This window comes from Intestinimonas massiliensis (ex Afouda et al. 2020) (assembly GCF_900626285.1).
Classification (GTDB): domain Bacteria; phylum Bacillota; class Clostridia; order Oscillospirales; family Oscillospiraceae; genus Flavonifractor; species Flavonifractor massiliensis_A.
Genome location: NZ_LR131147.1, coordinates 1,084,800 through 1,110,834 on the forward strand (window position 1 = coordinate 1,084,800; position 26,035 = coordinate 1,110,834).

A 26,035-nucleotide genomic window follows, 5' to 3' on the forward strand; every position below is an offset into this window, starting at 1 on the left:
ATCCCATTTCATGAAAAGCGAGGAAACCCATGAACCAGCGAGAAATCGGCGAACTGCGCCGCCGGCTGAAGCCGGAAAAGAATGCCATCAGCAAGATCTACGGTTGTTATGTCAACTCCAATAAGCAGGTCATCTCCTACCTGGACACCTCCCTGGGGATCATGCCCCAGGACGAGGCGGAGAAGTACCTGACCCTCCTGCGGCGCACCCTCACCGGCCAGCTGCAGAAGAACCTCATCGACATCGTTTTTTCCACCCGCCAGGTGGCGGACAGCGAGGAGCACAAGCTGCTCTCCGCCCTGCGGCAGACCGGGCTGAAGGACGAAACCCTCCGGCAGCGCTTTTATGATACGGTGATCCAGGCCCTGGACATGGACGACCGGAACTACCTGATTTTGCTGGCCCACGACACCTACGACGTTCCCTACCGGGGAAAGGACGGCGAGGATCAGGCCGACGCCTCCGACCAGGTGTACTCCTACATTCTGTGCGCCGTCTGTCCGGTGAAGGACAGTAAGCCGGAGCTGGGCTATTTCCCGGGAGAGAACGAGTTCCACAGCCGCTCCGCCGGGCAGGTGGTGGCGCCGCCGGAGCTGGGCTTCCTCTTCCCCGCCTTTGACAACCGTGCCGCCAACATCTACAACGCCCTGTACTACACCAAGCAGACCGACCTGATCCACCAGGAGTTCATCGACGCCCTCTTCCGCACCGAGCCCCCCATGTCCGCCGATGAGCAGAAGGCCACCTTCCACACCGCCCTGGCGGAATCCCTGGAAGGGGAATGCTCCATGGACGTGGTGCGGACGGTCCACCAGCAGCTGCGGGACCGGCTGATCCTCCACAAGGAGAGCCGGGACCCGGAACCGCCGGAGATCGCCCCCAAAGAGGTGGACACCATCCTGCTGAGCTGCGGCGTGGAGGAGGAAAAGGTGAAGGCTTTCCACAAGAGCTGTGCCGCCCAGTTTGGCGAGGATACCCCCCTCAACCCCAACAACCTGATCAACAGCGGCCGTTTTGAGATCAAAACGGAGCACGCCTCCCTGGTCATCGACCCGGACTACAGCTACCTGGTGGAGACCCGGAAGATCAATGGCCGCACCTTCCTGCTCCTGCCGGTGGACGACGGCATGGAGGTCAACGGCCTGGCGGTGGATGTACGGACCGTCCAGAATGGCTCTGTCAGCCCGGCTTCCCCCGCACCCTGAAACCGCCCACTCAAGCCCGGCCCCTTGGCCGGGTTTTTCTTTCCCATCAGTTAGTTTATGCTAATCCACGGATACGAAAAGGCCCGTCCCCCACGGGGACGGGCTTACGTTCTGTCAGCGGCTCTCCTCCGGAAGCTGGGCAGCGGTCCGCTCCCCCAGCAGGGTCTGGATATGCCGCCCAACCTGCTTGTTGAAAGTGCGGGCGATGAACCCCACCAGCAGGGCGGAGACAAAGGTCCCCTCCCGCACGCCGGTCAGCGCATGGTAGAGGATCAGCCCCAGCACCGCCGCCGTGGCCGCCATGGTCACATCCACCGCCACCTTGGTCTTGCCGAAGTCGGTATTCCAGGTGGTGGAGATGGCCTTGACGGTGCATTCGCCGGGCAGCATGACCACATTGGCCGCCATCTCCATGAACACGCCGAAGCCCAGCACCAGGCAGCCCACCAGCAGGAACACCGCCTTGGTGGGATAGCTCTGGGGGTGGACAAAGCTCAGCAGCGACATGGACAGATCAATGAAGTAGGAAAAGCCCAGAGACACCGGGATCTGGAGCCAGAACTGCTTGGGAAACTTCTTCCGCAGGATGGCCAGCTGGAGCACGATGAGCAGCAGGCTGAAATACAGGGTGAACATGCCCAGCGAGGGGGTAAAGCCAATGCTCAGGGTGTAGGGGATGCTGGAAATGGGGGACGTGCCCAGGTCGCCCTTGGTGATGAGGGCGATGCCCAGGGAGTTGACGAACAGCCCCACGATGAAAAAGAGATACCGGCGAACCAATTCCGCTTTGCTCATTGCAGCGCCTCCTTGTCTTCCGTCAGAGAGAGGCAGACCTGCAGCAGGCCCGCCTTCAGGGCGTCCCGCTGGCTTTGATCCAGGCTGTCCAGTACCTGCTCCTCCATCCGCCCCATGGCGGCCCGGACCAGCTTCTGCTTCTCCCAGCCCTCCGCCGTCAGGTAGACATAGAGAGAGCGCCGGTCACCGTCCTGGCTGCGGCGCTCGATCAGTCCCTTTTCCTCCATCCGGCCCAGCAGGCCGGTGAGGGTGGCAGGGTCGATCTGGCACCCCGCCGCAATCTGCTTCTGGATGCTGCCGTCATGGAGCCCCAGATAGTCCAATACCTTGGGCTGACCCGTTGTCAGCCCCGCCTTGCTCAGTTCGCCCATAACCGCCCGCTGAAACAGGCCCTGGGCGGCCATGAGCAAATAGTGAAAGCTTTGATCCATGGTTTCCTCCCGCACATTATTGATATACAAATTATTTGTATCCAAATTATATTACAGGAAGATCCGCCCTTTGTCAAGGCTTTCTTACAGAGATTGGATGCGGGTACACAACCGCTCCAGCAGAGCGGAGTCGTGGCTGACGATGAGCAGTCCCAGATTGCGGCGCTCCGCCTCCGCCAGGATCAGCTTCCAGATCTGGGCCTGGGTGATGGGGTCCAGCATGGCGGTGATCTCATCGCACAGCAGGTATTTTACCCCGGGCGCCAGGGCCCGGGCGATGCAGAACCGCTGCAGCTCCCCGCCGGACAGCTCGGTGGGATACCGCTCCAGCCAGCCGGGCTGGATGTGGAGCGCTTCCAGCAGCTCCTCCGCCACCGGGCCGGCCTCGGACACCGAATCCCTCAGCTTCAGCAGCGGGTCCACCGCCGTCTCCGGATGCTGCCAGATCATCTGTACCGGGCACAGGCCCCGGTACGTGTCCAGCGGCCGGCCGTCCAGCAGGACCGCTCCCCCGTCCGGCTTCTCGTAGCCCGCCAGCAGTTTACATAAAGTTGTCTTGCCCCGGCCGCTGGGCCCTGCCAGACCCACCCGCTCGCCGGGTTCCACGGCGAGGTCGATTTCCTCCAGCACCCGCCCCTTCCGGCGGTAGCCGAAGGACAGCTTTTTCCCTTCCAGGCTCACGGGTTCTCCCCTCCTTCCGGATACAGGCAGCGGACCCGGCCGCCGTTCACGGTCCGCACCGGGATCTCCCCGGCGCAGGCCTCCGTCCGGCGGGGGCACCGGGGGGCAAAGGGACAGCCGCTCCCCTCTTCCCCCGGCCAGGGCTGGGTGCCCGGGATGGGGGTAAAGCCGTTGGAAGGCAGGGCGTTCCACAGGGCGTTGGTATAGGGGTGGCGCAGCCGCCCGGCGGAAAAGTCAGCGGCGGCTGCCTCCTCCACTGTCTCACCGGCGTAGAACACCGCTACCCGGTCGGCGATGGTGAGGGCCAGCTCCAGGTCGTGGGTAATGAGAAGCACCCCCGCCCCCTGATCGGCGATCTCCCGGAAGTGGGACAGGATGCGCTTGGCGGCCCGGGCATCCAGGCCGGGGGTGGGCTCGTCGGCAATGAGCAGTTTGGGAGACTGGACGGCGGCGGTGGCGATGAGCACCCGGCGGGCCATACCGCCGGACAGTTCGAAGGGATAGCGCTCCTCCGTGTCCGCCCCCAGGCCGTACCGCTCCAGCACCGCCCGGCTCCGAGCTCTGGCCTGGGCGTCCCGGCGGCCGCCCCGCAGCTGGGGTCCCACCTTCATCAGCGGGTCCAGATAGGTCACGCCCTGGGGCACCAGCACGATTTCCTTTCCCCGGAGCTGTTCCGCCCGGCGGGGGGTGAGGGGCTCTCCCCGGTAGGTGATCTCTCCCTCCATATGGCTGTTGTAGGGCAGGATGCCCAGGATGCCGTGGGCCAGCAGGCTCTTGCCCGAGCCGCTGGAGCCCACCACCGCCGCCACCTGGCCCGCTTCGATGGTGAGCGAGAGGTCCCGGATCACCGGCAGCACCCGCCGGTGGGTGCCGTTCTGATACTGGGTAAAGGAGATGGACAGGTCCTTCACCGCTAAGATAGGTTCCATTTCCATCCCTCCTATTCGTGGACGCTGGCCGGATCCAGCAGACGGCGCAGCTGGTCCCCCAGCAGGGCGAAGAGCAGCACCACAGCCACCAGGGCCAGGCCGGGAAATACCGCCAGCCACCACTTGCCGGTGGTCAGATAGCCCATGCTCTCCGACAGGATGACCCCGATGGCGGGCTGCTCCGGCGGCAGGCCGAAGCCCAGGAAGGTGACGCTGGCCTCGTGGAGGATGGCGTGGGGAAACAGCAGCACCAGTCCGGTGAGGAACTGGGGCAGCAGATGGGGGATCATATGGCGGCGGAGGATGGCAGCCCTGGACAGGCCCAGTTTGCCCGCCACCAGTACGTAAGGGGCTCCCTTGATCTGGAGCACCTCGCCCCGCACCACCCGGGCCAGGGAGGTCCAGTGGCTGAGGGCCACACCCGCCACCACGCCGGTAAAGCCCTTGCCGAAGGCCAGGGAGATGAGCATGACCAGCAGGATGTGGGGGATGCCCATGACCAGGTCGATGACCCAGGAGATGGCGCTGTCCACCCAGCCTCCCAGCAGAGCCGAGCCCGCCCCCAGCAGCAGGGCGATGACGGCGCTGACGGCGGCGGTGAGCAGGCCGATGCGGATGCTGAGGGACAGGCCCGTCAGGGTGCGGGCCAGCATGTCCCGGCCCATCCAGTCGGTGCCGAAGAGGAACTGGCCGCAGGGGGCCAGATTCTTGCGGGAAAAGTCGGTGACCATGGCCCGGTCGGACAGGGCCATCCCCGCCGCCGTCACGGCGCACAGCAGGGCCAGGGCAAAGAGCAGCAGAACCAGGGCGGTCTGCCTGCGGTTGAAGCGTTTCATGCCTTGGCCGCCCCCCTTCTGATCTTGGGGTCCACCACACCGTAGAGCAGGTCGGCGATGAGGTTGCCGCCGAAGACGATGGCGGCGCTCACCACCGTGATGCCCAGCAGCAGGGGCAGATCGGAGCCCAGCCCGGCGGTAACGGCGGCCTGACCCAAACCGGGGTAGGAGAACACCTGCTCCACCAGCACCGAGCCGCCGAAGATCTCGCTGATGGAGGCAAACTGCAGGGTGATGGCGGGGAGCGCCACGTTGCGCAGGCCGTGGCGGAGGACGATGGAGGCTTTGGATTCCCCCCTGGCCCGGGCGAAGAGCACGTAGTCGGACTCCAGGATGTCGATCATCTTCTCCCGGGTGTGGAGGGCGATGTTGGCCACCCCGGTGATGCTCAGGGTAAGGGCGGGGAGGATGGCGTGGTACAGCCGGTCGGTCAGGGTAACGCTGGCGGCGTCCACCCCGATGGGCACCGACAGACCGATGGGCAGCACCCCCAGCCAGACAGCAAAGATGATGAGCAGCACCAGGGCCAGCCAGAAGGTGGGGGTGCTGGAGATGAGCAGGCAGTAGCCCCGGATCACCTTATCCCCCAGGCTGCCCCGGTTGGCCCCGGCGATCACCCCCAGGATGAGGCCCAGCACGCCGGAGAGCACCCAGGCGAAGGCCATGAGCCACAGGGAGTTCTGCAGCCGCTGGCCGATCACCTGGCTCACCGGCTGGCGGTAGAGCAGGGAGGTGCCCATGTCCCCCCGGACAAAGTCCCCCAGCCAGCCCAGATACCGCTGGACCGGCGGGTCGTTCACCCCCCAGTATTCCTCCAGCTTGGCCACCTGCTCCTGACTCATGGTGCCCAGAGCCGCCTGGCCCACGTTGGTCTGGAGCGGGTCCAGGGGGGATGCGGACATGAGCAGGAAGGCCGCCAGGCTGACGCCCAGCAGCAGCAGGGCCATGCGGATCAGCTTTTTGCCTGTGAAAATCAGGCGGTGTTTCAAGAGGACTCCTTCTTTCCGGTTGGGTTATCCGTTCCAACTCCACTGGTCCACGTTATTGACGATGGACCAGCCGTGGCCGTGGGGGTGGATCTTCTGCTCCGCCACCTGGAGGCCGTCCCGCACCCAGTACAGGTGGTCCACATTCACCAGCCACACCCAGGGGATGTCCCCCTCCTGGGTGACGCCGGTGGTGCCGTCCCACTGGGCCTTCTGCCACAGCTCATAGGACTTCTCCAGGTCGGAGCAAGCCAGGGCCTGATCCATATAAGAATCCACCGTGGCGTTGGCATAGGGAGAGTACTGGGTGGAACCGGTGTCCCCGATGGTGTGGTAAATATTGTACAGCTCCATGGGGGTGTGAGCGCCCCAGCCCCAGATCAAAGGCTCGGTCTGGGCCCGGTCATAGGCGGTGTCCCAGCCCACCCCCTCGATGGTGCAGGAGATGCCCAGCTCCCCCAGCTGGTTGGCGAAGTCGGCACACAGGGCCTGACGCACGGAGTCGCTGGTGGGATAGAGCAGATTCAGCTGAGCCTTCACCCCGTCCTTCTCCCGGACGCCGCCGGTCCCCATGGTCCACCCGGCCTGATCCAGCAGAGCGGCGGCCCCTTCGGGGTCATAGGACACCTCCGAAGCGGGATTGTACCAGGGCAGCTGGTCGCACACGCTGTAGGCCGGAGTGCCGTAACCGTTGAGCACGTTGTCGATCATCTCCTGCCGGTCGATGCCGATATTGATGGCCCGGCGGACCAGCACGTCCCCGGTGAGGGTGCCCTCGATCACCGGCAGGTTGAAGCCCCGGTTGTCCACGCTCTGATAGGAGACCAGGGAGTAGCCCGACACGGTCTGGTCGGAGTAGGTGGCGGAGGTGTAGGCCACGTCGGCCTGGCCGGCCTGGACCGCCAGGAAGGCGGCGTCCTCCTCCATGAAGAGGATGGTCACCTGCTTCATCTTGGGGGCCTCACCGTAGTAGTCCGGGTTGGCCTCCAGGATCACCTGCTGGCCCCGGTCCCATTGTTTCAGGATGTAGCGGCCGGAGCCGATGGGATTGGAGCCGTAGGTAGCCGGGTCATAGGCATGCTCGGGCACGATGCCCACGATGGCCATAGTATAGGGCCAGATGGAGAAGGGGGTGGCCATGTGGAACACCACGGTGGTGTCGTCAGTGGCCTCGGCGTAGTCCAGCATGGTGAAGTCATTCACCGAGCTGGATGCCTTCACGGTGTTGTAGGTAAAGGCCACGTCGGAGGCGGTCAGGGGCTCGCCGTCGGTAAAGTTTACATCATCCCGGATGGTCACCGTCCAGGTCAGGCCGTCCTCGCTGGTCTGCACGTCGGTGGCCAGATCGTAGCCGATGGTCAGGTCGGTGTTGGTCACCGTCAGGGTGGACTGGATCAGGGGCTCATGGACGTGCTCCCCGGCGCCCCAGCCGTAGGCCGGGTCGAAGCCCGCCTCCGGCTCGGAGGTGGTGCCCATGGCAATGACCACGCTGTCCTTGTCGCCGGAGGCGGCCGTCTGGACAGGGGCGGGATCGCCGCCGCAGCCGGTGAGCAGCCCCAGGGCCAGCAGGGCGGAAAGAGACAGGGAAAGAATGCGCTTCATAGGTGCTCCTCTCTGGTTACAGCTGCTTATACACTTCTTCCAGCACGGTCTGGATGGGCAGGCCGTTGGCCCGGGCCAGAGCGGCCGCCGATTCATACTCCGGCGTCACGTGGCTGGTGCCAAAGCCCCGGGCGGTCTTGACAGCTACCGTTCCCCAGCGGGTCTCCACCGTTTGGGAGCCGGGGGTGAGAAAGTATTTTCCGCACCGGCGGACCCGCAGGCCGTTGGTGGTGGTCTGGGTCAGCACCGCCCGGGCCAGCTCCCCCTCCTTGTCCACATTGCACAGCACGGTGAGCACATGGCCGGGCCGGCCCTTCTTCATGGTGCCGGGGACGGTGTACACGTCCAGGGCACCCAGCTCCAGCAGGCGGGCAGCGGCAAAGGCAAGGGCCTCGGGGGTCATGTCGTCGATGTTGCACACCAGCTCGCAGATCTCCCCGTTGGCGCCGCTGCCGTCCTCTCCCAGAATAGCCCGGACGCAGTTGGCCCGGCCCTCAAAGACCTTGGTGCCCACACCGCACCCCACGGCGCCCACCGTCATGGGAGGCATGGGGCCGAAAGACTGGGCAAAGTGGGTGAGCAGGGCCGCCCCGGTGGGGGTGCACAGCTCCCCCATCACCTCCCCGCCGTACACCGGCACGCCGGTGAGCAGGTTGGCGGTAGCGGGGGCGGGCACCGGCATGATGCCGTGGGCGCAGCGCACCGTACCGCTTCCCACGTGGACGGGAGACACCACCACCCGGTCCGGGTGGAGCAGGTAGAGGGCGTAGCACACGCCGGTGACGTCGGCCACCGCGTCCAGGGCCCCCACCTCGTGGTAGTGGACGTCCCCCACCGGGCAGCCGTGGGCCTTGGCCTCCGCCCGGGCGATGGCGTCGTACACCCCACGGGCGTTGGCCTTCACCTCCTCCGGCAGGTCCAGGGAATCAATGATCTCCGCGATGTGGCCGGGGGTGGCGTGGTGGTGATGGTGGTGCTCATGGTCGTGGTCGTGAGGATGGTCGTGGTGATGGTCATGGTCATGGTCATGGTCATGGTCATGGTCATGCTCATGGTCATGCTCATGGTCATGCTCATGGTCATGCTCATGGTCATGCTCATGGTCATGGTCATGGTCATGGTCATGATCGTGGTCATGGTCATGGCCGTGATCATGGTCGTGCTCCAGCTCCTCCTGACCGTGGACGGTGACCTTCATGTGGGTGCCGGAAATGCCGCCGGAGGTCCCCTTCACCGCCTCCAGCCGGACACCGGGCAGGCCCAGGCCGTTCATGGTGTTGAGGAAACCCTCCTTGTCCTCCAGCAGCTCGTACAGGGCGGACATGAGCATATCCCCTGCCGCCCCCATGTGACATTCGATATAAAGCGTTTTCACTGCAATCCCTCCATCTGATTGATCATGCTGGCCAGATAGCCGGCGCCGAAGCCGTTGTCGATATTCACCACGCTGCACCCGGAGGCGCAGGAGTTGAGCATGGCCAGCAGGGCGGACAGGCCGCCGAAGCTGGCGCCGTAGCCCACGCTGGTGGGCACCGCCACCACCGGGCAGTCCACCAGGCCGCCGATGACCGAGGCCAGGGCACCCTCCATACCCGCCACCGCCACCACGCACCGGGCGCTCATCAGGGGTCCCAGGTTGCTCAGCAGCCGGTGGAGGCCCGCCACTCCCACGTCGTACAGCCGAGTGACCTTATTGCCCATGATCTCGGCAGTGAGGGCGGCCTCCTCCGCCACCGGCATATCGCTGGTGCCGCCGGTGGCCACCACGATGTGGCCCAGCTCCGTCCGCTCCCCGGGGAAGGCGATCCCCAGCTTGGGAATGGGCCGGTAGTCCAGGGGCACCGACTGCTCCACCACCTTGGCGGCCTCCTCTCCCATGCGGGTAATGAGGATATTTTTACAGCCCCGCTCCCCCATGACGGCGGCGATGCCGGCGATCTGCTCCGGGGTCTTGCCCGCCCCGTAGATCACCTCCGCCGCTCCCTGGCGCACTGAGCGGTGGAAATCCACCTTGGCGTAGCCCAGGTCCTCAAAGGGCTTCTGCTTCAGCTCCAGCAGGGCGTCCTCCGGGGAGGTCTCCCCCGACTTGACCGCCCGCAGCAGCTGCAGAATGTCGTGCTTGTTGTCCATCCTTTTACCTCCCCGCCAGGTCCAGCAGAACGGCGGAGAAGTCCGCCTTCAGGGCCCGGTTGATCTCATCATGCAGTTCGGCGGCCCGCTCCATCTGGTCCGCCGGCACCTGGATGCGGGCGGCGTCTCCCAGCAGCCGCACCCGGAAGTCGGTAAAGCCCAGCTTGAACAGGGCGGCCTCGCTCCGCTCCACCTTGGCCAGGGCCTCCGCCGTGATGGCGGTGCCGGTGGGTACCCGGGTGGCCAGGCAGGCGTAGGCCGGCTTGTCCCAGGTGAACAGCCCCGCCTCTTTGGACAGCTGCCGCACCTGGTCCTTGGTCAGGCCGCACTCCCGCAGGGGGGAGCGGACCTCCAGCTCCTTCAGCGCCTGCATGCCCGGCCGGTCCCCCGCGTCGTCCGAAGCGTTGGTGCCGTCCAGCAGCACCGAATAGCCGTCGGCCGCCGCCCGCTTCCACAGGTTGGTGAACAGTGCCTTTTTGCAGTAATAGCACCGCCGGGGACCGTTGGCCGCCGCCTCCGGTACCGCCAGCACGTCCGCCTCCACCACCGTCAGGGGGACGTTCAGTTCGGCGGCCAGCTTCTGGGCGTCGGCCAGCTCGAAGGCGGGCTGGAACACCGTGTGCACATAATAGGCCCGCACCTCCCGGCCGTACTGTCTGGCCGCCCACAGCACCAGGGCGGAATCCGTCCCGCCGGAGAAGGCCACCGCCGCCCGGGGATTCTGGTCAAAAAACTCCTTCAGCGTCATCCTATCGCTCCTTCGCAAAAAAAGAAGGCATACCGATCTGGTATGCCTTCTGGCATCATTCCCGTCGTTCCTCGCGGGATCGTACACATATCATAAAAAATTTGCACATGGGGATCTTCGGATCCCCTCCCCAGCTTCCAGCTGGGAATTTTATTATACCAGCTTGTCCGACCCCTGACAAGTCCTGTTTTTCTTCCAAAAGCGGTTGCAAAAAGCGGATGCCTTGGATATGATAAGAACTGTATATCGCCTGCGAAGGAGGGGAATTTCCCTTGTATATCACCTACGACATGGTACGTCAGTCGGAAGAGATCCGCACTTATATCACCCAGGCAGACCAGTCCCTGTCCGCCCTGGGCTTCACCGAGCACAGCTTCGCCCACGTGACCCGCTGCGCCCAGCTGGCCGCTCAGATCCTGGAAAAGCTGGGATACAGCAAAGACGAGCAGGAGCTGGCCCGCATCGCCGGGTTCATGCACGACATCGGCAACGTGGTCAACCGCCACGACCACGCCGAAACCGGCGCGGTGATGGCCTTCCGCATCCTGGACAAGATGGGCATGTCCCCCGCCGGGGTGGCTGCCGTCATTACCGCCATCGGTCACCACGACGACCCCACCGCCTTCCCCGTCAATCCGGTGGCCGCCGCCCTGATCCTGGCCGACAAGACCGATGTGCGCCGCAGCCGGGTGCGCAACAAGGACCACAAGAGTTTCGACATCCATGACCGGGTGAATTACGCCGCCGAGCGCTCCGAACTGAACCTGGACCCGGACCAGCACACCATCACCCTCTCCCTGTCCATCAACACCGAGTTCTGCGCCGTGATGGACTATTTTGAGATCTTCCTGGAGCGGATGCTGCTGTGCCGCCGGGCGGCCGATCACCTGAAGCTCACTTTCAAGCTGGACATCAACGGTCTGACCCTCTTATAATGAATACAACTCCCCTCCCCGCCGGGAGTTCTTACCGTAAAACCCCATATATAGCACAACCCCCCGGCCATCCAACGTGACCGGGGGGCTACTTTTCGACCTGGGGTTCAATCACTTTTGCTACCTCATACTTTCTGCAGATTTACCGTTCCCTGGATTCGGATCACTTGAAACTGCCATGGATCTCTTGTTTCTCACAACGCATTGGCACTGGGTTCCGTCTTCAGCAAACTTCGCGTCAGAGGTTTCCTTGTTGTGCACTTCACTTCATTGAACTGGTTGGGAATACGTGGGAAACTGGAGTTTCAGGTTTACCGACCGCCATGGTTCGGTATGGAAAGATTCGAGATGGGATTCCTCTTCACCCTTTTGAGTATCCAGATCTGGCGTTCCTCTAGCAAGCTACCCTCAGGCTTCACCTCCTGAGCTTGGGAATTTGCCGCTCAGTAAGGTCGGCTCATCGGCTTCCTTGTCTGAGTCTGGAGATCCTTTTCCTCGATCGGGTTCCGAGACTTCCTAGTACATCGGGAACACCTCTTTCTCTTTCTTTCTGGCTATATTGTACTACTGGTTCTGGCATTTGTCAATATGCTTTTGTGCGAATTTACTTATTTTTTCTTTTGACAGGAAGTCTTGCCCTTCGCCCCGCTTTGGTATAAAATAAAAAAAGCGGGGCTTTTTCGGGCCCTATATTCCGTTGAAAGGAGGCAGCTTATGAGCGACTGTCTGTTCTGTAAGATCGCGGCGGGTGAGATCCCGTCCAATAAGGTCTATGAGGATGATCTGGTCTATGCCTTTTACGACATCGACCCCCAGGCGCCCACCCACTTCCTGGTGATTCCCAAGGCCCATATCGGCTCCTGCGGGGAGATCACGGCGGAGAACTCCGCCGTGATGGCCCATGCCTTTGAGGTCATCTCCCAGGTGACCCGTGAGATGGGCATTACCGACTTCCGGGTGGTGTCCAACTGCGGGCCCCAGGCGGGGCAGAGCGTGCCCCACCTCCATTTCCATGTCCTGGCCGGCCGGGACATGACCTGGCCTCCCGGCTGATGAAGCGGCATACGGTTTCGTTCAGGCCCCTCCCATGCCTGGCGTGGGGAGGGGCCTGGGTCTGTCTGTCGGGGCTGGCCCTGGTGCGGCTGTGGGCCCTGCTGTACGGACGGCTGCCCAGCCTGGCTATCCCCGCCCTGGCAGTTATCCTGACCGGGGCGGTACTGCTGGCAGGGTGGCGGCTGGATGTGCCCAGGCGCTTTCTTCTCCCCTTCGGCCCCACCTGGAAGACCGCCCTGCTGGCCGTCGTCGCCTTTGTGCCCGGCATGGCCCTGGACACCAGCTACGAGCTGTTCAATGTGGGGAGCATGGCCATCGGCACTCTCCCCTTCCGGCTGCTGTGCGGTATCGGCAGCGGGCTGTTCTTCTCCTGCGTGGTGCTGGCCCTGGTGTGGGCGGGGAAAACCTTCGGCAGGATTTCCATGCCCCGGGGGAGCACCTTCCTGGCCATCGTGCTGGTGGTCAACGTCATCACCGCCCTCTACTGTACCGGCACCGCCACGGTGTACTACTGGGACACCAACATCTACTGGAGCTCCAGCACCATGCTGGCGGAGCAAAGCCTGGGTCTGGCCCAGCTGCGGCTGGTGGCGGAGAGCGTCATCACCCAGGAGTACAACTACCTGCTCTCCTTCCCTCTGTCCCTGGTGATGCGGGTGCTGGGCACCAACCGGTACGTGTTCCTGTTCGCCGCGGTGAATCTGTACGTGCTGCCCGCCCTGCTGGGGATGCTGGTGCTGGGCCGCCGGAGCCGCCACGGCGGCATCCTGCTGTGCTGCGCCACTCCCATGCTGCTGTACACCGCCCTCACCGGCTTTGTGGATGTGGCCGCCGCCGGTGCGGGGATCTGGGCCTTCCTCATCTATACGGATGAATCCCGGCCCCAGGCCGCCCGGGGCATTCTCACCGGCGGGCTGCTCACCCTGGTGTTCCTGCTGCGGCGGTACTTCTTCTTCTTCACCGTGTCCTTCGGCGTGGCCGCCTTCCTGGCCCTGCTGGTACGGCGGACCCAGTGGAGATCCTTCCTCACCATGGCGGTGACCGGCGTGGGCTTCAGCCTGTTCTTCGGCCAGAGCTTTGTGGTGAGCCAGGTGCTGTCGGCCAACTACTCCGACACCTACTCCGCCTACGACCAGGGCCGGTGGATCGACCTGGTGATGCTGTGCCGCTATTACGGCTACCTCATGATGGCGGTGGCCCTGGTGTGCGTGATCTTCCTGCTGATCCGGTCCAAAAGCCGGTACGGCGCCCTGCTGTGCCTGTGCCAGCCGGTGCTCTGCCTCTGGCTCTTCACCCGGATCCAGTCCCACGGGCAGCAGCACCTGCTGCTCTACCTGCCCGCCTTCTGCTTCGCCCTGGCGGGAGGCATGGAGCTTCTGCCGGAACGCCGGAGAGTCCGGTGGGTGCCCTGGGTATTGGCCCTGTGCACGTTGGGCAGTTCCTTCCTGCCCCGGCCTCAGCCCTCCCACCCCTCGGAGATCGCGGTGCCGGATCCCCTGCCCGCCTTCACCTATGTGCCCGGACAGCGCACCGATCTGGCCCAGCTGGTGGCTCTGCGGGTGTACGTGGACAGCCTGTCGGCGGAGGAGCCCAAGACCGCCGCGGTGATCGCCTCCTCCTTTACCTTTAATTCCAGCATCTACGACAACACTTTGCGGTCCCTGAACATTCCCGCCTCCGGCGGGCCCGCCACCTCTGTCATCTATTTCGCCACGGTGGACAAGCGGGACGGCTTCTCCTGGAACGCCCTCACCGCCGACTACCTCATCGTGGCCGATCCGGTACAGACCCACCTGGGGGCGGACAACCAGCACATCCTCACCGTGCTGGCCCAGCCGGTGCTGGACGGCACGGGGATCGGCACCGCCTACCGGCGGCTGGATCAGTCCTTCCCTCTGGAGGACGGGGTGACGGTCTACGTCTATGAGCGGACCCGGGACATCACTCAGGCGGAGTATCAGAGCATTTCCGACACACTGACAGCCCTCTATCCCGACTACGCCGGCCTGTACCAAGTGCCCGCCGGCCTTTTCTCCTGACAAGCAGACAGCGCCTGCCCCCAAGGGGGCAGGCGCTGTCTTTATGCTCCGAACAAAACCAGCAGCAGGCCATAGATCACGCTGGCCGAGATGCCGTATACCAGTACCGGCCCGGCGATGACGAACAGCTTGGCCCCCACGCCCATCACCAGACCCTCACTGCGGAACTCCAGGGCGGGGGACACCACCGCGTTGGCAAAGCCGGTGATGGGCACCAGGGTGCCCGCCCCGGCATGCTTGGCCAGCTTGTCGAACCAGCCCAGGCCGGTGAACAGGGCGGACAGAAAGATCAGGGTCACCGACACCGCCGTCCCGGCCTGGTCCTGATCCAGCCCCCATCCGGCGTACAGATTCAGCAGGCCCTGCCCCAGCACGGAGATGGCCCCGCCCACCAGAAAAGCCCACAGCAGATTCTTGCCCATGGGGGATGGTTTAGCCTTGGCGTTCACAAGGCGCTCATATTCCTGATTGGTCATGTGCACATCTCTCCTTTTCCTTCATCTTTTCCCCACCGGAAGTATTTATACACGCCAATTTTCCGGGTCCGGTAAAGCGGACCGATCAAGCTGTAAAAATGCTTCTGAAGTGTTGCCAAAGCTTTTAGTTGGGAGTACAATGTGAACCGCGTCTCTCGACCGCCCGGACAGGCGGTCAGCAGATTCTATGTACAAGGAGGAATATGTAACATGAAGAAGCGGATTGCAGGGGCATTCCTCGCCCTTGTAATGATTTTGTCACTTCTGCCCGTCAGCGCGCTTGCTGTGGATGGGGAACGGACTGCCATTCCCACAGAACGCATGAGCACGCAGACCGTGAACGGTGTGACCGCTCAGGTCAAGGACGGAGCGGTAGACTACACGGTAAGCAGGAGCGACACCAGTGACTGGGCCCAGGATTCCGGCGTGGGCAGCGTACAGACGTACACCTACGTGGGGCTGTACATCACTGCCCCGAAAGGTGCCGTCTCCCTCAAGTTCAACGACGAGGGCAACCCGGACGCCATGAAGGTCCCCGATGAAGGCTCCTTTACCGGCGGCAAGTTCCAGCAGTGGTTCCCCATCGCCTACGAAAAGGGCGGCGACTACGGTCTGTTTTACGGCGGCCGTGCGTATGAGATGCTTCTTGACTGGTACGACGGGGATAACCAGCTGATCTCCAGCGAATACGTAAACGTCACCCGCAGCCTGGCCGACGGTCTGGCCGTGGCTCAGGTGGGAGATTACACCTACGAGACCCTGGCCGACGCAGTGGACGCGGCTCAGGACAATGATACCGTGGAGCTTCTGAAAACAACGGAAGGTTCCGGCGTAAAGGTCCTGGGCAACGGCAGACACATTACCATTGATCTGAACGGGTTTACGTATACCGTCAAGGATCCCACCGTGGGCTCCTCCGGAACCGAGACCAACGCCTTCCAGCTGCTGAAAGGCACGGACGTGACCTTTAAGAACGGCACCATCAAGCCGGGCACCGCGTCCGCCAAAATCCTGTTCCAGAACTACTGCAATCTGACCCTGGACAATGTGACCGTGGACTGCAGCGGTATGCCCACCTGCCAGTACGCCTGCAGCAACAACTGCGGCGACGTCCTGATCAAGGACAGCACCATCCTCGCAGCGCCCGGACAGAATGCCTTTGACCTCTACTACTGGCCTAACGGTGGCTATGGTGAGGGTGTATCTGTCACCGTGGAGGGGGACAGCCAGATCTCCGGCAACATCGAATACGGCAGCGACGGCTCGGCCACCGGAAAGGCGGAGATCGCGGACAAGGCTGTCCTCACCATTAAGGGCGGCACCTTTACCGGCGCGATTTCTACTTATAACCTGGGGACATCCGTTGAACCGAACATCACCGTCACCGGCGGCAGCTTCAGCACCGACATCAGCGCCTATGTGCCCGCTGGCATGGAGATGGTGGCAAACGGCGACGGCTCCTTCGGCGTGCAGATCGACACTGATATGGCGGCGGCCTCCGTTGGCGGCGTGGGCTACACCACCCTGAGCGACGCCATAGACGCCGCCGGTACCGGCGACACCGTTACCCTTCTGAAGGATCTGTCTCTGGATAGCACTCTTACCCTGAACAAAGCCATCACCCTCACCGCCGCTGACGGTGTTACCGTCACCGCCTATGACGGGGGTGAGTCTTTCGTCCTCTCCAACGGCGCCGCCCTGGACGGCCTGACCCTCAATCTGGGCGTCAAGGCCATGAACCAGATGATCCTGATGCAGAGCAACAGCACTGTGCGCAACTGTACCATTACCGGTCAGTATCAGCTGGGTGACGGCGAGACCAGCCGCGCCATCGTGGGACAGGCTGGCGCTACCGGCCTGACCATCACCGGCAACACCTTCCGGAATCTGCGCCAGCCCGCCTACATCAATGACTGCACCGGCACAATTTCTGGCAACTATGTGAATGTCACCCGTGGCTGGGTCATCTGCGGCAATTCCGATATGACCATCACCGGCAACACCTTTGGGGAGAACGCGGTGGATATCGCCATCATCCCCAACGGCGGTACCAACAACTACACCGGTAAGACCATCTCTCTCAGCACCGCCAACAGCGGCGCCAACGTACAGAACCAGCCCGCCCTGGCTGAGGCTGAGGGCGGCGTTCTGGTGGTGGGCCGCTCCGAGGGCTACACGCTGGACAAGGCCTTTGCCGAGGCCAAGAGCGGCGATACCGTAAAGCTGGAGGCCCCTGTGACCTCCGCCACGGCCATCACCGTACCCGCCGGGGTCACTCTGGACGGCAACGGCAAGACCATTACCTGCACCGCTGCCATCGCCAACGGCGCCTTCCTGAACGCCGGCGGCAGCAATGTCACCATCCGGAACGTAACCGTCAACACCGACGGCAATGTGAAGCACGGCGTGCAGTTCTACTGCGTAGAGGGCGGCAAGCTCAGCGGTGTCACCGTCAACGGCGGCAGCTATGCCTCCGTTATCATCAACGGTTCCACCAACATCACGCTGGAAAACTGCACCCTGAACCCCGATGACGGCTCCTACGCCAATGTGGAGTACGGCATGGGCAGCGGCGTGACCACCATTCCCTCCGTGACGGTGAGCAACGTCACCGGTGACAGCGGCAAGGCCCTCCTCTATACGGACCAGGACACGCTGGACCGCATCAAGGATGTTCTGGGCGGCGGCTCCGACAATCAGGACGCCATTGACAAGGTAAAGGACAGCGTCACCAACACCGGAAGCAGCAGTGTGACCATCGACCTGCCCGGCAGCGGCGATATTACTGTGGATCCCCCCTACCAGGGCGGCGGCGGCAGTGTCACCACCTACTCCGTCACCGTGGAGAGCGTCTCCAACGGCACCGTGGCCGTCTCCTCCAAGAGCGCCTCCAAAAACAGCACCGTCACCATCACTGTTACTCCCGCCAGCGGCTATGCGCTGAGCACCCTAACCGTCACTGACAAGGACGGCAAGGCTGTGGAGCTGACCAAGGTGAACGATACCAAGTACACCTTCAAGATGCCTGCCTCCAAGGTCACTGTGAAGGCCGTCTTTGCCAAGACCAGCACCCTGCCCTTCACCGACGTGGCCGCCGATGCCTGGTACTATGACGCCGTGACCTACGTGTATGAGCAGGGCATGATGACCGGCACCAACGACGGCACCACCTTCAGCCCCGCCATGAACCTGACCCGGGGCATGATGGCCCAGGTGCTGTACAACCTGGAGAAGGGCACCGCCGGTACCGCCGGCACCTTCACTGACGTGGCCGCCGATGCCTGGTACGCCGACGCGGTGAACTGGGCCGCCGCCAACGGCATCGTGGGCGGCTACGGCAACGGTACCTTCGGCCCCGAGGATTCCATCACCCGGGAGCAGATGGCCGTCCTGCTGTACAACTACGCCAAGTTCAAGGGCAGCGACATGACTGCCTCCGCCGACCTGTCCGCCTTCTCCGACGGCAGCCAGGTGTCCGGCTGGGCGGAGTACGCCATGAGGTGGGCTGTGGCCAAGGGCCTGATCCAGGGCTCCAACAACAGCCTGAATCCTCTGGGCACCGCCAGCCGCGCTGAGGTGGCCCAGGTCCTGATGAACTGCTTCAAAAAATAAGTAAGTCCCTCTCCGCAGTCAGGACCCCCGGCTAAGCCGGGGGCTTGAGTAAGCCCTAGAAGGGCACAATACGGACAACGCCCCTAAAGGGGCCGCGAATGGGTCGGCCAACTGCATTGCTGACTCATGGCCGGCCCCTGAAGGGGCTATTTTTATGCCTTGGGATTCTTGCTACCCGTAAACGGGTCGATAAATTCCTTGATGCTGATCTGGTCTGCAATCCGGTCCTCCTCTAATTGATGCCGGATGTACTCCTGTATCTGCTTCTTATTGCGCCCCACTGTATCCACATAATACCCTCTTGCCCAGAAATGCCGGTCTCCGTACTTGTATTTTAAATTCGCATGCCGGTCGAATATCATGAGACTGCTTTTCCCTTTGAGATACCCCATGATTTGTGATACACTGTACCTGGGCGGTATGCTGATTAGCATGTGAATATGATCCGGACACGCTTCTGCTTCTATAATTTCCACACCTTTTTGCTCACACAATTTCCGCAGAATTTGTCCGATATCCTTCTTGATTTGTCCATATATCGCTAGCCGTCTATATTTGGGCGCGAATACGATATGGTATTGACATCTCCATGTCGTATGTTGCAAACTCCCTATATCTTTTTCTTTCATCGAAAAAACCTCCTGGTTCTTTGGTGTTGCAGTTGGCCGACCGCAACTTCCATTCTACCAGAAGGTTTTTTCACTATATAATTCTTTTTACTCTCCCCAGCATAGCTGGGGGTTGTCGTTGCGCTGAAGCGGTAACAAAGCAAAAGCGGCGTCCCGCACTCAGGTGCGGGACGCCGCTTCTTTTTATGTCTTTATTCTGCGGTCTGCTCCAGCCGCTCCCGGAGCACCTGGTTCACCACCGCCGGGGCCGCCTGGCCCTTCAGCTGGCGCATGACCTGTCCCACCAGGAAGCCGAAGGCCTTCTCCTTGCCGGACTTGAAGTCGGCCACGGATTTTTCGTTGGCGGCCAGCACCTGGTCCACCACCGATTGCACCAGTCCGGCGTCGGACACCTGCTCCAGGCCGTGCTCCTTCACATAGGCGTCCACGTCGCCGTCGGTCTCAAAGACAGCCTCAAAGACTTTGACGGCGGTGTTCCGGTTGACCTTGCCCTCCTTCACCAGGGCGATGAGCCTGGCCAGAGTGGGGGGCGTCAGGGCCATGTCCTTGGCCTCCATGCCGTGGGCGGACAGCTGGCCCAGCACCTCGCCCATGATCCAGTTGGCCCCCTGCTTGGGGTCGGCTCCCAGGTCCACCAGTGCCTCAAAGAAGTCGGCCAGCGCCTTCTGGGAGGTGATCATCTGGGCGTCGTAGGTGGGCAGGCCCCAGTCCGTCTGATAGCGGGCCCGCTTGGATTCGGCCAGCTCGGGCAGGGAATCTTTCAGGTGATCCAGGTATTCCTGGCTCAGCTCCACCGGGGGCAGGTCCGGGTCGGGAAAATAGCGGTAGTCCTGGGCGTTCTCCTTGGAACGCATGGCGTAGGTGGCGTCCTTGTTCTCGTCCCACCGGCGGGTCTCCTGCACCACCCGCTTGCCCTCCTCCAGCAGCTCGATCTGCCGCCTGGCCTCATAGACGATGGCCCGGGAGATGGCCTTGAAGGAGTTCAGGTTCTTCATCTCGGTTCGGGTTCCGAATTCGGCGGAGCCCGCCGGACGCACCGACAGGTTCACGTCGCACCGGAGGGAGCCCTCCTGCATCTTGCAGTCGGACACGCCCAGGTACTGCAGGGTCTCCTTCAGCTTCTCCAGGTAGGCGATGACCTCCTCGGCGGAGCGGAAGTCGGGCTCGGTGACGATCTCGATGAGGGGCACGCCGCAGCGGTTGTAGTCCGCCATGGTTTGGTCCAGCCAGGGGTCGTGGACCAGCTTGCCCGCGTCCTCCTCCATGTGCAGCTCGTGGATGCGGATGGTCTTGCCGTTCCCGATGTCCACCGCCCCGTCCCGGGCGATGGGCAGGTAGAGCTGGGAGATCTGGTAAGCCTTGGGCAGGTCGGGATAGAAGTAGTTCTTCCGGTCGAACCGGCTGACCGGAGTGATGGCGCAGTTGAGGGCCAGGCCCGCCGTGGCCGCCAGCTCCACCACCTTCTCATTGAGCACCGGCAGGGTGCCGGGCATGCCCATGCACACCGGGCAGCAGTGGGTGTTGGGGGCGCCGCCGAATTCGGTGGTGCAGGAGCAGAAGATCTTGGTCTTGGTGGCCAGCTCCACATGGGTCTCCAGGCCGATGACAGTTTCCCAGGTCATTGCTCATCCCCTCCTTTCGGGCTCTGGCGGTGATAGTCGGTATCCAGCTGGAAACCGTAGGCGGCGTCCAGCACGGCGGCGTCCCCCAGGGCGGGGCCGATGAGCTGGGCCCCGATGGGCATGCCCTTGGCGTCAAAGCCGCAGGGCATGGACAGGCCGGGCAGCCCCGCCAGGTTCACCGACACGGTGTAGATGTCGCTGAGGTACATCTTCAGCGGATCACTGAGGCTCTCCCCCAGCCTGGGGGCGGTGGTGGGAGCCACCGGGGTGAGCAGCAGGTCGTATTTGGTAAAGGCCTGGTCAAAGGCGGCCTTGATCACCGCCTTGGTCTGGAGGGCCTTTTTATAGTAGGCGTCGTAATAGCCGGAGGACAGCACAAAGGTGCCCAGCAGGATGCGCCGCTTCACCTCAGTGCCGAAGCCCTGGGTGCGGGTTTTGGTGTACAGCTCCCCCAGGTCCTCGTAGTCCTGGGCCCGCCAGCCGTACTTCACACCGTCGAACCGGGACAGGTTGGAGGAGGCCTCGGCGCAGGCGATGATATAGTAGGCGGGCACCACGTACTCCATGACCGGGAGGGAGAACTCCTCCACCGTGGCTCCCCGGGCCTTCAGCACCTGGGCGGCGGCCAGCACGGCGGAGCGCACCTCGCTGTCCAGGCCCTCGCCGAAGCAGTCGGCGGGCAGACCGATCTTCTTGCCCCGCAGGTCGCCGGTGAGGGAGGCCAGCAGGCCTCCGGCGGGGGCGTCCAGGCTGGTGGAGTCCCGGAAGTCCTTCCCCATCATCACGTCCAGCACCGCCGCGCAGTCGGCGGCGGACCGGGCGATGGGACCCATCTGGTCCAGGGAGGAGGCGTAGGCGATAAGGCCGTACCGGGACACGGTGCCGTAGGTGGGCTTCATGCCGGTGACCCCGCAGTAGGCGGCGGGCTGGCGGATGGAGCCGCCGGTGTCCGAGCCGATGGCGTACCACACCTCACCGGCAGCCACCGCCGCCGCGGCGCCGCCGGAGGAGCCGCCGGGGGCACGGGTCAGGTCCCAGGGGTTTTTCACCGCGCCGAAGCAGGAGGTCTCGGAGGTGGAGCCCATGGCGAACTCGTCCATGTTCAGCTTGCCCAGGCTCACCGCCCCGGCGGCGCTCAGCCGCTCCACCACCGTGGCGTCGTAGCAGGGGGTAAAATCCCCCAGAATCCTGGAGGCGCAGGTGGTGCGCACCCCCTTGGTGCAGATGTTGTCCTTGTAGGCCATGGGCACTCCCGCCAGCGGGGAGGCAGACAGCTCCGCCGCCGGGAAAGCGGGTCCGTCCACGGTGACAAAGGCGTTGTTGCCCGGCTGGGCAACGTGGATGCGGGCGAGGGCAGCTTCCACGGCTTCCTGCCGGGTCACCTCGCCGGAGCGGAGTTTTTCCCCCAGCTCCAGGGCGGTCAGTTCATACAGTTCCATTTCCCTCACCTCACTCCACCGTCTTGGGCACCAGGAAGGCCCCGTCCTTCACCGCCGGGCCGTTGGCCAGCAGTTCCTCCCGGTCCCCGGAGGGCACCACTTCATCAGGCCGGGTCACATTTTTCAGGGGGAAGATGTGGCTCATGGGCTCTACGGCGGAGGTGTCCAGGCCGTTGAGTACGTCCATATAGGCCACGATGCCCTCCAACTGGGCGGTCATAGCTGTCTTTTCCTCCTGGGGCAGCTGGAGGCGGGAGAGCTGGGAGATATAGTCCACCATTTCTTCAGTGATCTTCATCGGTTTTCCTCCTTACGGTTCCAGACGGGTGCGGTCTCTGGGGAACAGGCAGGCCCGGCGGATGTTGTCCAGCCCGCTTTCCCCACCGGCCATGCCGGCCGGCAGGGGACCCCAAAGCGATTTCATATGCTCGGGGCAAATGAATTGCCCCTGCGCCAAGATTTTGCCTCCGGCAAAATGCTTGGACGGCGCTTACGCGCCGGGAGCTGTGCGGTCAAACCGTTTTTACGGCTCAAGGCGGGTGCGGTCTCTGGGGAACAGGCAGGCCCGGCGGATGTTGTCCAGCCCGCACAGCTGCATGGTCAGCCGCTCCAGGCCGATACCCAGCCCGCCGTGGGGGGGCATGCCGTACTTGTGGATCATGAGATAGCTCTCAAATTCCGCCGGGTCCATACCCCGGGCCTCCATCTTGGCCACCTGAGCGGCGTAATCGTGGATGCGCTGGCCGCCGGTGGTCACCTCCAGCCCCCGGAAGAGCAGGTCGAAGGACAGGGTGAATTTGGGGTCGGCGGGGTCGTCCATGGCGTAGAAGGGCCGCTTCTTGCTGGGGTAGTGGGTGACGAACACGAAGTCGCTCCCCCACTCCTCCCTGGCGTACCGGCCGATGGCGTGCTCCTCCTCCGGCTCCAGGTCGTAGGGGTCCCGGATCTGGTAGCCGTACTTCTCCGCCGCCAGCCGCTTGACCTCGTCAAACCGGACGGCGGGGATCTTTTCCACATCGGGCAGCTCCACGCCCAGCAGAGCCAGGTCGGCGGCGTACTCCCGCCTGAGCAATTCCATCAGGTACCGCAGGAAGCCCTGCTCCATCTCCATCACGTCGGTGAAGGAGTCGATATAGCCCATCTCAAAGTCCAGGGAGGTGTACTCGTTCAGGTGGCGCTGGGTGGCGTGCTTCTCCGCCCGGAACACCGGGGCAACCTCGTATACCCGCTCGAACACCCCCACCATGGTCTGCTTGTAGAACTGGGGGGATTGGGCCAGGAAGGCCTTCTTGCCAAAATAGTCCAGGCGGAAGATGTTGGCGCCCCCCTCCGCACCGGCGTGGACGATCTTGGGGGTGTGGATCTCGGTGAACTCCTGGCTCTGGAGGTAGTCCCGGAAGGCCCGGCAGATGCCCGCCTGGATGCGGAACACCGCCTGCTGGCGGGGCATGCGGAGCACCACCGGCCGCAGGCCCAGCTCGGTGTCCAGGTGCAGGTCCAGCTTCCGCTTGGCCAGGGGCACCGGCATGGGGGCCGCCGGACGGGAGAGAACGGTGATCTGCGCGTCGGCCAGCTCTTTGCCCCCGGGCGCCCGGGGTTCGATGCGCCACATGCCGGAGGCGGTGACAGCGCAGCCCTCCACGGCGCCGTCCAGGTCCGCCTTGTCGGTACATACGCACTGAACCAGCCCTTTCCGGGTGCGCAGGGTGAGGAAGGTGATGCCGCCCATGTCCCGCAGGGCATGGACCGCGCCGTGCAGTGTGACGGCCTGGTTATTCCGGCCCCCCACCGCTGTTTGGATTTGTTTTGTCAGGAATACCATACCGTTCACAACCTTTCTTGGATAAAAAGAATAAAAAAAGTCCCGAAGCTGCCTTTGTACAGCTTCGGGACGGAAAAACTCCGCGGTACCACCCGTAGGTTGCCCCATCGTCCTTGATGGAGCCGCTTGGCGCCCTTAACGCGGGTCACTCGTGCGTCTCTACCCCCTTGCGGGCTCAAGGCGCCGGCTCAAACGTGTTGCGCCATCCCATCCTGCCGGACCGGGCTCTCAGTCGGTGACCCGGATTCTCTGGCGGCCCTCACGGGCGGCGATCGTCTTCATTGCCTTTGTTGTGGGTAGTATATGCGTTTTTTTCAAAAATTGCAACTGTTATTTTTGACAGAATCCATCCGTTGTATCCCGGGCCCGCTTATGGTACAATGTCAAAAAAGTCCAAAACGGAGGTGAGAGATCGTGAAGGATTGGGACGCGCTGTACCAGGCGTGCATGAACTGCCGGAACTGCGACCTGGCCGACACCCGGCACAATGTGGTCTTCGGCGAGGGGGCCCGGGACGCGGAGGTCATGTTCGTCGGCGAAGGCCCCGGTGAGCAGGAGGACCTGACCGGCCGGCCCTTCGTGGGCCGGGCGGGGCAGCTGCTGGACGATATGCTGACTATGATCGACCTGAAACGGGAAAACGTATTTATCGGCAATATGGTCAAGTGCCGGCCCCCGGGAAACCGGGACCCGCTGAACATCGAGCAGGAGGCCTGCATCGGCTATCTGCGCAACCAGGTGGCTTTGATCCGCCCCAAGATCATCATCTGCCTGGGCCGGATCGCCGCCATGAAGCTGATGCGGGAGGACTTCAAGATCACCCGGGAGCACGGCCAGTGGATGGAGAAGGCCGGGGTGTGGATGATGGCCATGTACCACCCCTCCGCCCTGCTGCGGGACCCCCACAAGCGGCCGGAGGCTTTTGTGGATCTGAAGGCCCTTCAGCACAAGATCCGGGAGATCTGCGTGCGCACTTATTCGGACTGAACAAAAACGGACCGCCCCAAGGGTTAAGCCCCATAGGTACACAATGTGAACCTATGGGGCTTAACGCCGTGTATGGGAGAAATTAGGGCTTGTGGAGCACCACAGGCCCTAATTCTATTGGGCAGGGAAACCATCAGCTTTCGCAAAGCGGTAAGTTTTCTGCCCGCGGACTGCGGTGTATGGTCTGCAAAAATTGATTATAACGCATTTGCTGGAGAAAAATATTTCGGTGGCTTTTCAAACTGACCTGTGGTATGTTGTCTTGCTGCAAGGAGGTAGGACACATGAACGACACTCTGAATCAACTCTACAACAGATTTTACACGCCTCTGCCCATGGCCGAGTGTGAGCAGGAAATTGAAGATTGCCATCGGCAACTCATTGAGCGATTGGAAAAGGCGGAGAGAAAATTGGTGCTACAGATCATAGATGCCCAGAATCTCATCACTGAGGAACGCTCCCTGGACAGTTTTCTCTGTGGGTTTAAACTGGCGTGGGAACTGGCATACGAACTGAATCACTTTGAAATGGACAGGCATCGCTTTCCGTCGGAAGGAACGGAAAAGGATGCCTGATTTTTATGAAAATTGGAGTTTGCTGCTGTTGAAAGTGTTGCAACTCTCTTGCCTCTGGTGACTGGTTTGTTTTTCCTGTTGCATCAACCGAGGTGCCTGCCCAATTGGTAAGCCTTCTGTGGGTAAGATGAGTGATTCGTCGTGGAAGTGGTTTCGCAGCCATATGCGGCTGCTGCTGGAGCAGCCGCACACGGAGAGGTATCGACTGAGAATGCTGGAGGGTAAACTATTCAGCATCGTTTTGAAGTCAACGGTATTGAATACAATTTTGACAATCTCGGTGGTATTAACCTGTTGGTTAACACTAAACAACTAATCAGGACTTCCGCTGATGGCGTGCCGTGACTACAATAGTTCCGAAAGAAGGTGCCGCCATGTTTTCCAATCAACAGCTTCTCACATTTTTCCTGATTCTTACTATGGAACTGAGCCTTGCTTCCTGCGGAGCGGAGGGTACAACACAGCCCACCCCGGAAATGCCCGAACTCCGGCACAGGTGCAGG

The 26,035-nt window shown here is 62.6% G+C and carries 23 protein-coding genes; 7 read left to right on the forward strand and 16 right to left on the reverse strand.

What is annotated here, in order from left to right; genetic code table 11:
- Positions 1-29 precede the first annotated feature (29 nt).
- Positions 30-1,205: a DUF4317 domain-containing protein gene (locus tag E0E41_RS05645; RefSeq protein WP_130869107.1), complete on the forward strand. Its 1,176-nt coding sequence runs from the start codon at positions 30-32 to the stop codon at positions 1,203-1,205.
- A gap of 114 nt (positions 1,206-1,319) precedes the next feature.
- On the opposite strand, the gene E0E41_RS05650 is transcribed toward E0E41_RS05645, so the two are convergent.
- The 10 genes from E0E41_RS05650 to larE form a co-directional block, all read right to left on the reverse strand.
- Entirely contained in the window at positions 1,320-2,000 is a 681-nt protein-coding gene (locus E0E41_RS05650) for a YczE/YyaS/YitT family protein (protein WP_207303197.1), read from the reverse strand.
- A complete protein-coding gene (locus E0E41_RS05655; protein ID WP_130869108.1) occupies positions 1,997-2,431 on the reverse strand; it encodes a MarR family winged helix-turn-helix transcriptional regulator in 435 nt (144 codons plus the stop codon). The genes E0E41_RS05650 and E0E41_RS05655 overlap by 4 nt, the downstream gene beginning before the upstream one ends.
- Positions 2,432-2,515: 84 nt before the next feature.
- On the reverse strand, positions 2,516-3,112 hold the full coding sequence (locus E0E41_RS05660) for an ABC transporter ATP-binding protein (protein ID WP_130869109.1): 597 nt from the start codon (positions 3,110-3,112) through the stop codon (positions 2,516-2,518).
- A complete protein-coding gene (locus tag E0E41_RS05665) occupies positions 3,109-4,041 on the reverse strand; it encodes an ABC transporter ATP-binding protein (protein ID WP_130869110.1) in 933 nt (310 codons plus the stop codon). Before E0E41_RS05665 ends, E0E41_RS05660 begins: the two co-directional genes overlap by 4 nt.
- A gap of 11 nt (positions 4,042-4,052) precedes the next feature.
- Positions 4,053-4,877, reverse strand: a complete 825-nt coding sequence (locus E0E41_RS05670; RefSeq protein ID WP_130869111.1) for an ABC transporter permease — start codon at positions 4,875-4,877, stop codon at positions 4,053-4,055.
- Positions 4,874-5,824, reverse strand: coding sequence for an ABC transporter permease (locus tag E0E41_RS05675; protein ID WP_130870779.1), 951 nt, complete (start codon positions 5,822-5,824; stop codon positions 4,874-4,876). The genes E0E41_RS05670 and E0E41_RS05675 overlap by 4 nt, the downstream gene beginning before the upstream one ends.
- A gap of 66 nt (positions 5,825-5,890) precedes the next feature.
- Entirely contained in the window at positions 5,891-7,465 is a 1,575-nt protein-coding gene (locus tag E0E41_RS05680) for an ABC transporter substrate-binding protein (protein WP_130869112.1), read from the reverse strand.
- A 16-nt stretch (positions 7,466-7,481) separates the two neighbouring features.
- Positions 7,482-8,840, reverse strand: coding sequence for a nickel pincer cofactor biosynthesis protein LarC (larC, locus tag E0E41_RS05685; RefSeq protein WP_130869113.1), 1,359 nt, complete (start codon positions 8,838-8,840; stop codon positions 7,482-7,484).
- Entirely contained in the window at positions 8,837-9,595 is a 759-nt protein-coding gene (gene larB / locus E0E41_RS05690; protein WP_130869114.1) for a nickel pincer cofactor biosynthesis protein LarB, read from the reverse strand. Before larB ends, larC begins: the two co-directional genes overlap by 4 nt.
- Before the next feature lie 4 nt (positions 9,596-9,599).
- The gene (gene larE, locus E0E41_RS05695) at positions 9,600-10,343 is read right to left on the reverse strand and encodes an ATP-dependent sacrificial sulfur transferase LarE (RefSeq protein ID WP_130869115.1); all 744 of its coding nucleotides are present in this window, start codon (positions 10,341-10,343) and stop codon (positions 9,600-9,602) included.
- 290 nt (positions 10,344-10,633) lie between these two features.
- Here larE and E0E41_RS05700 point away from each other — a divergent pair, with 290 nt between their 5' ends.
- The 3 genes from E0E41_RS05700 to E0E41_RS05710 all read left to right on the forward strand — a co-directional run bounded on the left by E0E41_RS05700 (position 10,634) and on the right by E0E41_RS05710 (position 14,370).
- Complete coding sequence (locus tag E0E41_RS05700; RefSeq protein WP_438819464.1) at positions 10,634-11,278, forward strand: HD domain-containing protein; 645 nt, start codon at positions 10,634-10,636, stop codon at positions 11,276-11,278.
- Between the two features lie 714 nt (positions 11,279-11,992).
- On the forward strand, positions 11,993-12,331 hold the full coding sequence (locus E0E41_RS05705) for a histidine triad nucleotide-binding protein (RefSeq protein WP_130869117.1): 339 nt from the start codon (positions 11,993-11,995) through the stop codon (positions 12,329-12,331).
- Positions 12,331-14,370, forward strand: a complete 2,040-nt coding sequence (locus E0E41_RS05710) for a hypothetical protein (protein ID WP_130869118.1) — start codon at positions 12,331-12,333, stop codon at positions 14,368-14,370. The genes E0E41_RS05705 and E0E41_RS05710 overlap by 1 nt, the downstream gene beginning before the upstream one ends.
- A gap of 41 nt (positions 14,371-14,411) precedes the next feature.
- On the opposite strand, the gene spoVAC is transcribed toward E0E41_RS05710, so the two are convergent.
- Positions 14,412-14,852: a stage V sporulation protein AC gene (gene spoVAC / locus E0E41_RS05715; protein ID WP_130869119.1), complete on the reverse strand. Its 441-nt coding sequence runs from the start codon at positions 14,850-14,852 to the stop codon at positions 14,412-14,414.
- A 204-nt stretch (positions 14,853-15,056) separates the two neighbouring features.
- Here spoVAC and E0E41_RS18865 point away from each other — a divergent pair, with 204 nt between their 5' ends.
- A complete protein-coding gene (locus E0E41_RS18865; RefSeq protein ID WP_242623706.1) occupies positions 15,057-18,458 on the forward strand; it encodes an S-layer homology domain-containing protein in 3,402 nt (1,133 codons plus the stop codon).
- 152 nt (positions 18,459-18,610) lie between these two features.
- Here E0E41_RS18865 and tnpA read toward each other — a convergent pair whose 3' ends face one another.
- The 5 genes from tnpA to aspS form a co-directional block, all read right to left on the reverse strand.
- Entirely contained in the window at positions 18,611-19,087 is a 477-nt protein-coding gene (gene tnpA, locus E0E41_RS05725; protein WP_130869097.1) for an IS200/IS605 family transposase, read from the reverse strand.
- A 191-nt stretch (positions 19,088-19,278) separates the two neighbouring features.
- Entirely contained in the window at positions 19,279-20,709 is a 1,431-nt protein-coding gene (gene gatB / locus E0E41_RS05730; RefSeq protein ID WP_130869120.1) for an Asp-tRNA(Asn)/Glu-tRNA(Gln) amidotransferase subunit GatB, read from the reverse strand.
- The gene (gatA, locus tag E0E41_RS05735; protein WP_130869121.1) at positions 20,706-22,148 is read right to left on the reverse strand and encodes an Asp-tRNA(Asn)/Glu-tRNA(Gln) amidotransferase subunit GatA; all 1,443 of its coding nucleotides are present in this window, start codon (positions 22,146-22,148) and stop codon (positions 20,706-20,708) included. The genes gatB and gatA overlap by 4 nt, the downstream gene beginning before the upstream one ends.
- 10 nt (positions 22,149-22,158) lie before the next feature.
- Positions 22,159-22,446, reverse strand: a complete 288-nt coding sequence (gene gatC, locus E0E41_RS05740) for an Asp-tRNA(Asn)/Glu-tRNA(Gln) amidotransferase subunit GatC (RefSeq protein ID WP_130869122.1) — start codon at positions 22,444-22,446, stop codon at positions 22,159-22,161.
- Positions 22,447-22,671: 225 nt separating this feature from the next.
- A complete protein-coding gene (gene aspS / locus E0E41_RS05745) occupies positions 22,672-23,970 on the reverse strand; it encodes an aspartate--tRNA(Asn) ligase (protein ID WP_130869123.1) in 1,299 nt (432 codons plus the stop codon).
- Between the two features lie 414 nt (positions 23,971-24,384).
- Between aspS and E0E41_RS05750 the strand changes: the two genes are divergently transcribed.
- Both E0E41_RS05750 and E0E41_RS05755 read left to right on the forward strand, forming a co-directional pair.
- Positions 24,385-24,957, forward strand: a complete 573-nt coding sequence (locus E0E41_RS05750; RefSeq protein WP_130869124.1) for a uracil-DNA glycosylase — start codon at positions 24,385-24,387, stop codon at positions 24,955-24,957.
- Between the two features lie 284 nt (positions 24,958-25,241).
- Positions 25,242-25,532 (forward strand): DUF6809 family protein, encoded by a 291-nt coding sequence (locus tag E0E41_RS05755; RefSeq protein ID WP_130869125.1) that lies wholly within the window; start codon positions 25,242-25,244, stop codon positions 25,530-25,532.
- Positions 25,533-26,035 lie beyond the last annotated feature (503 nt).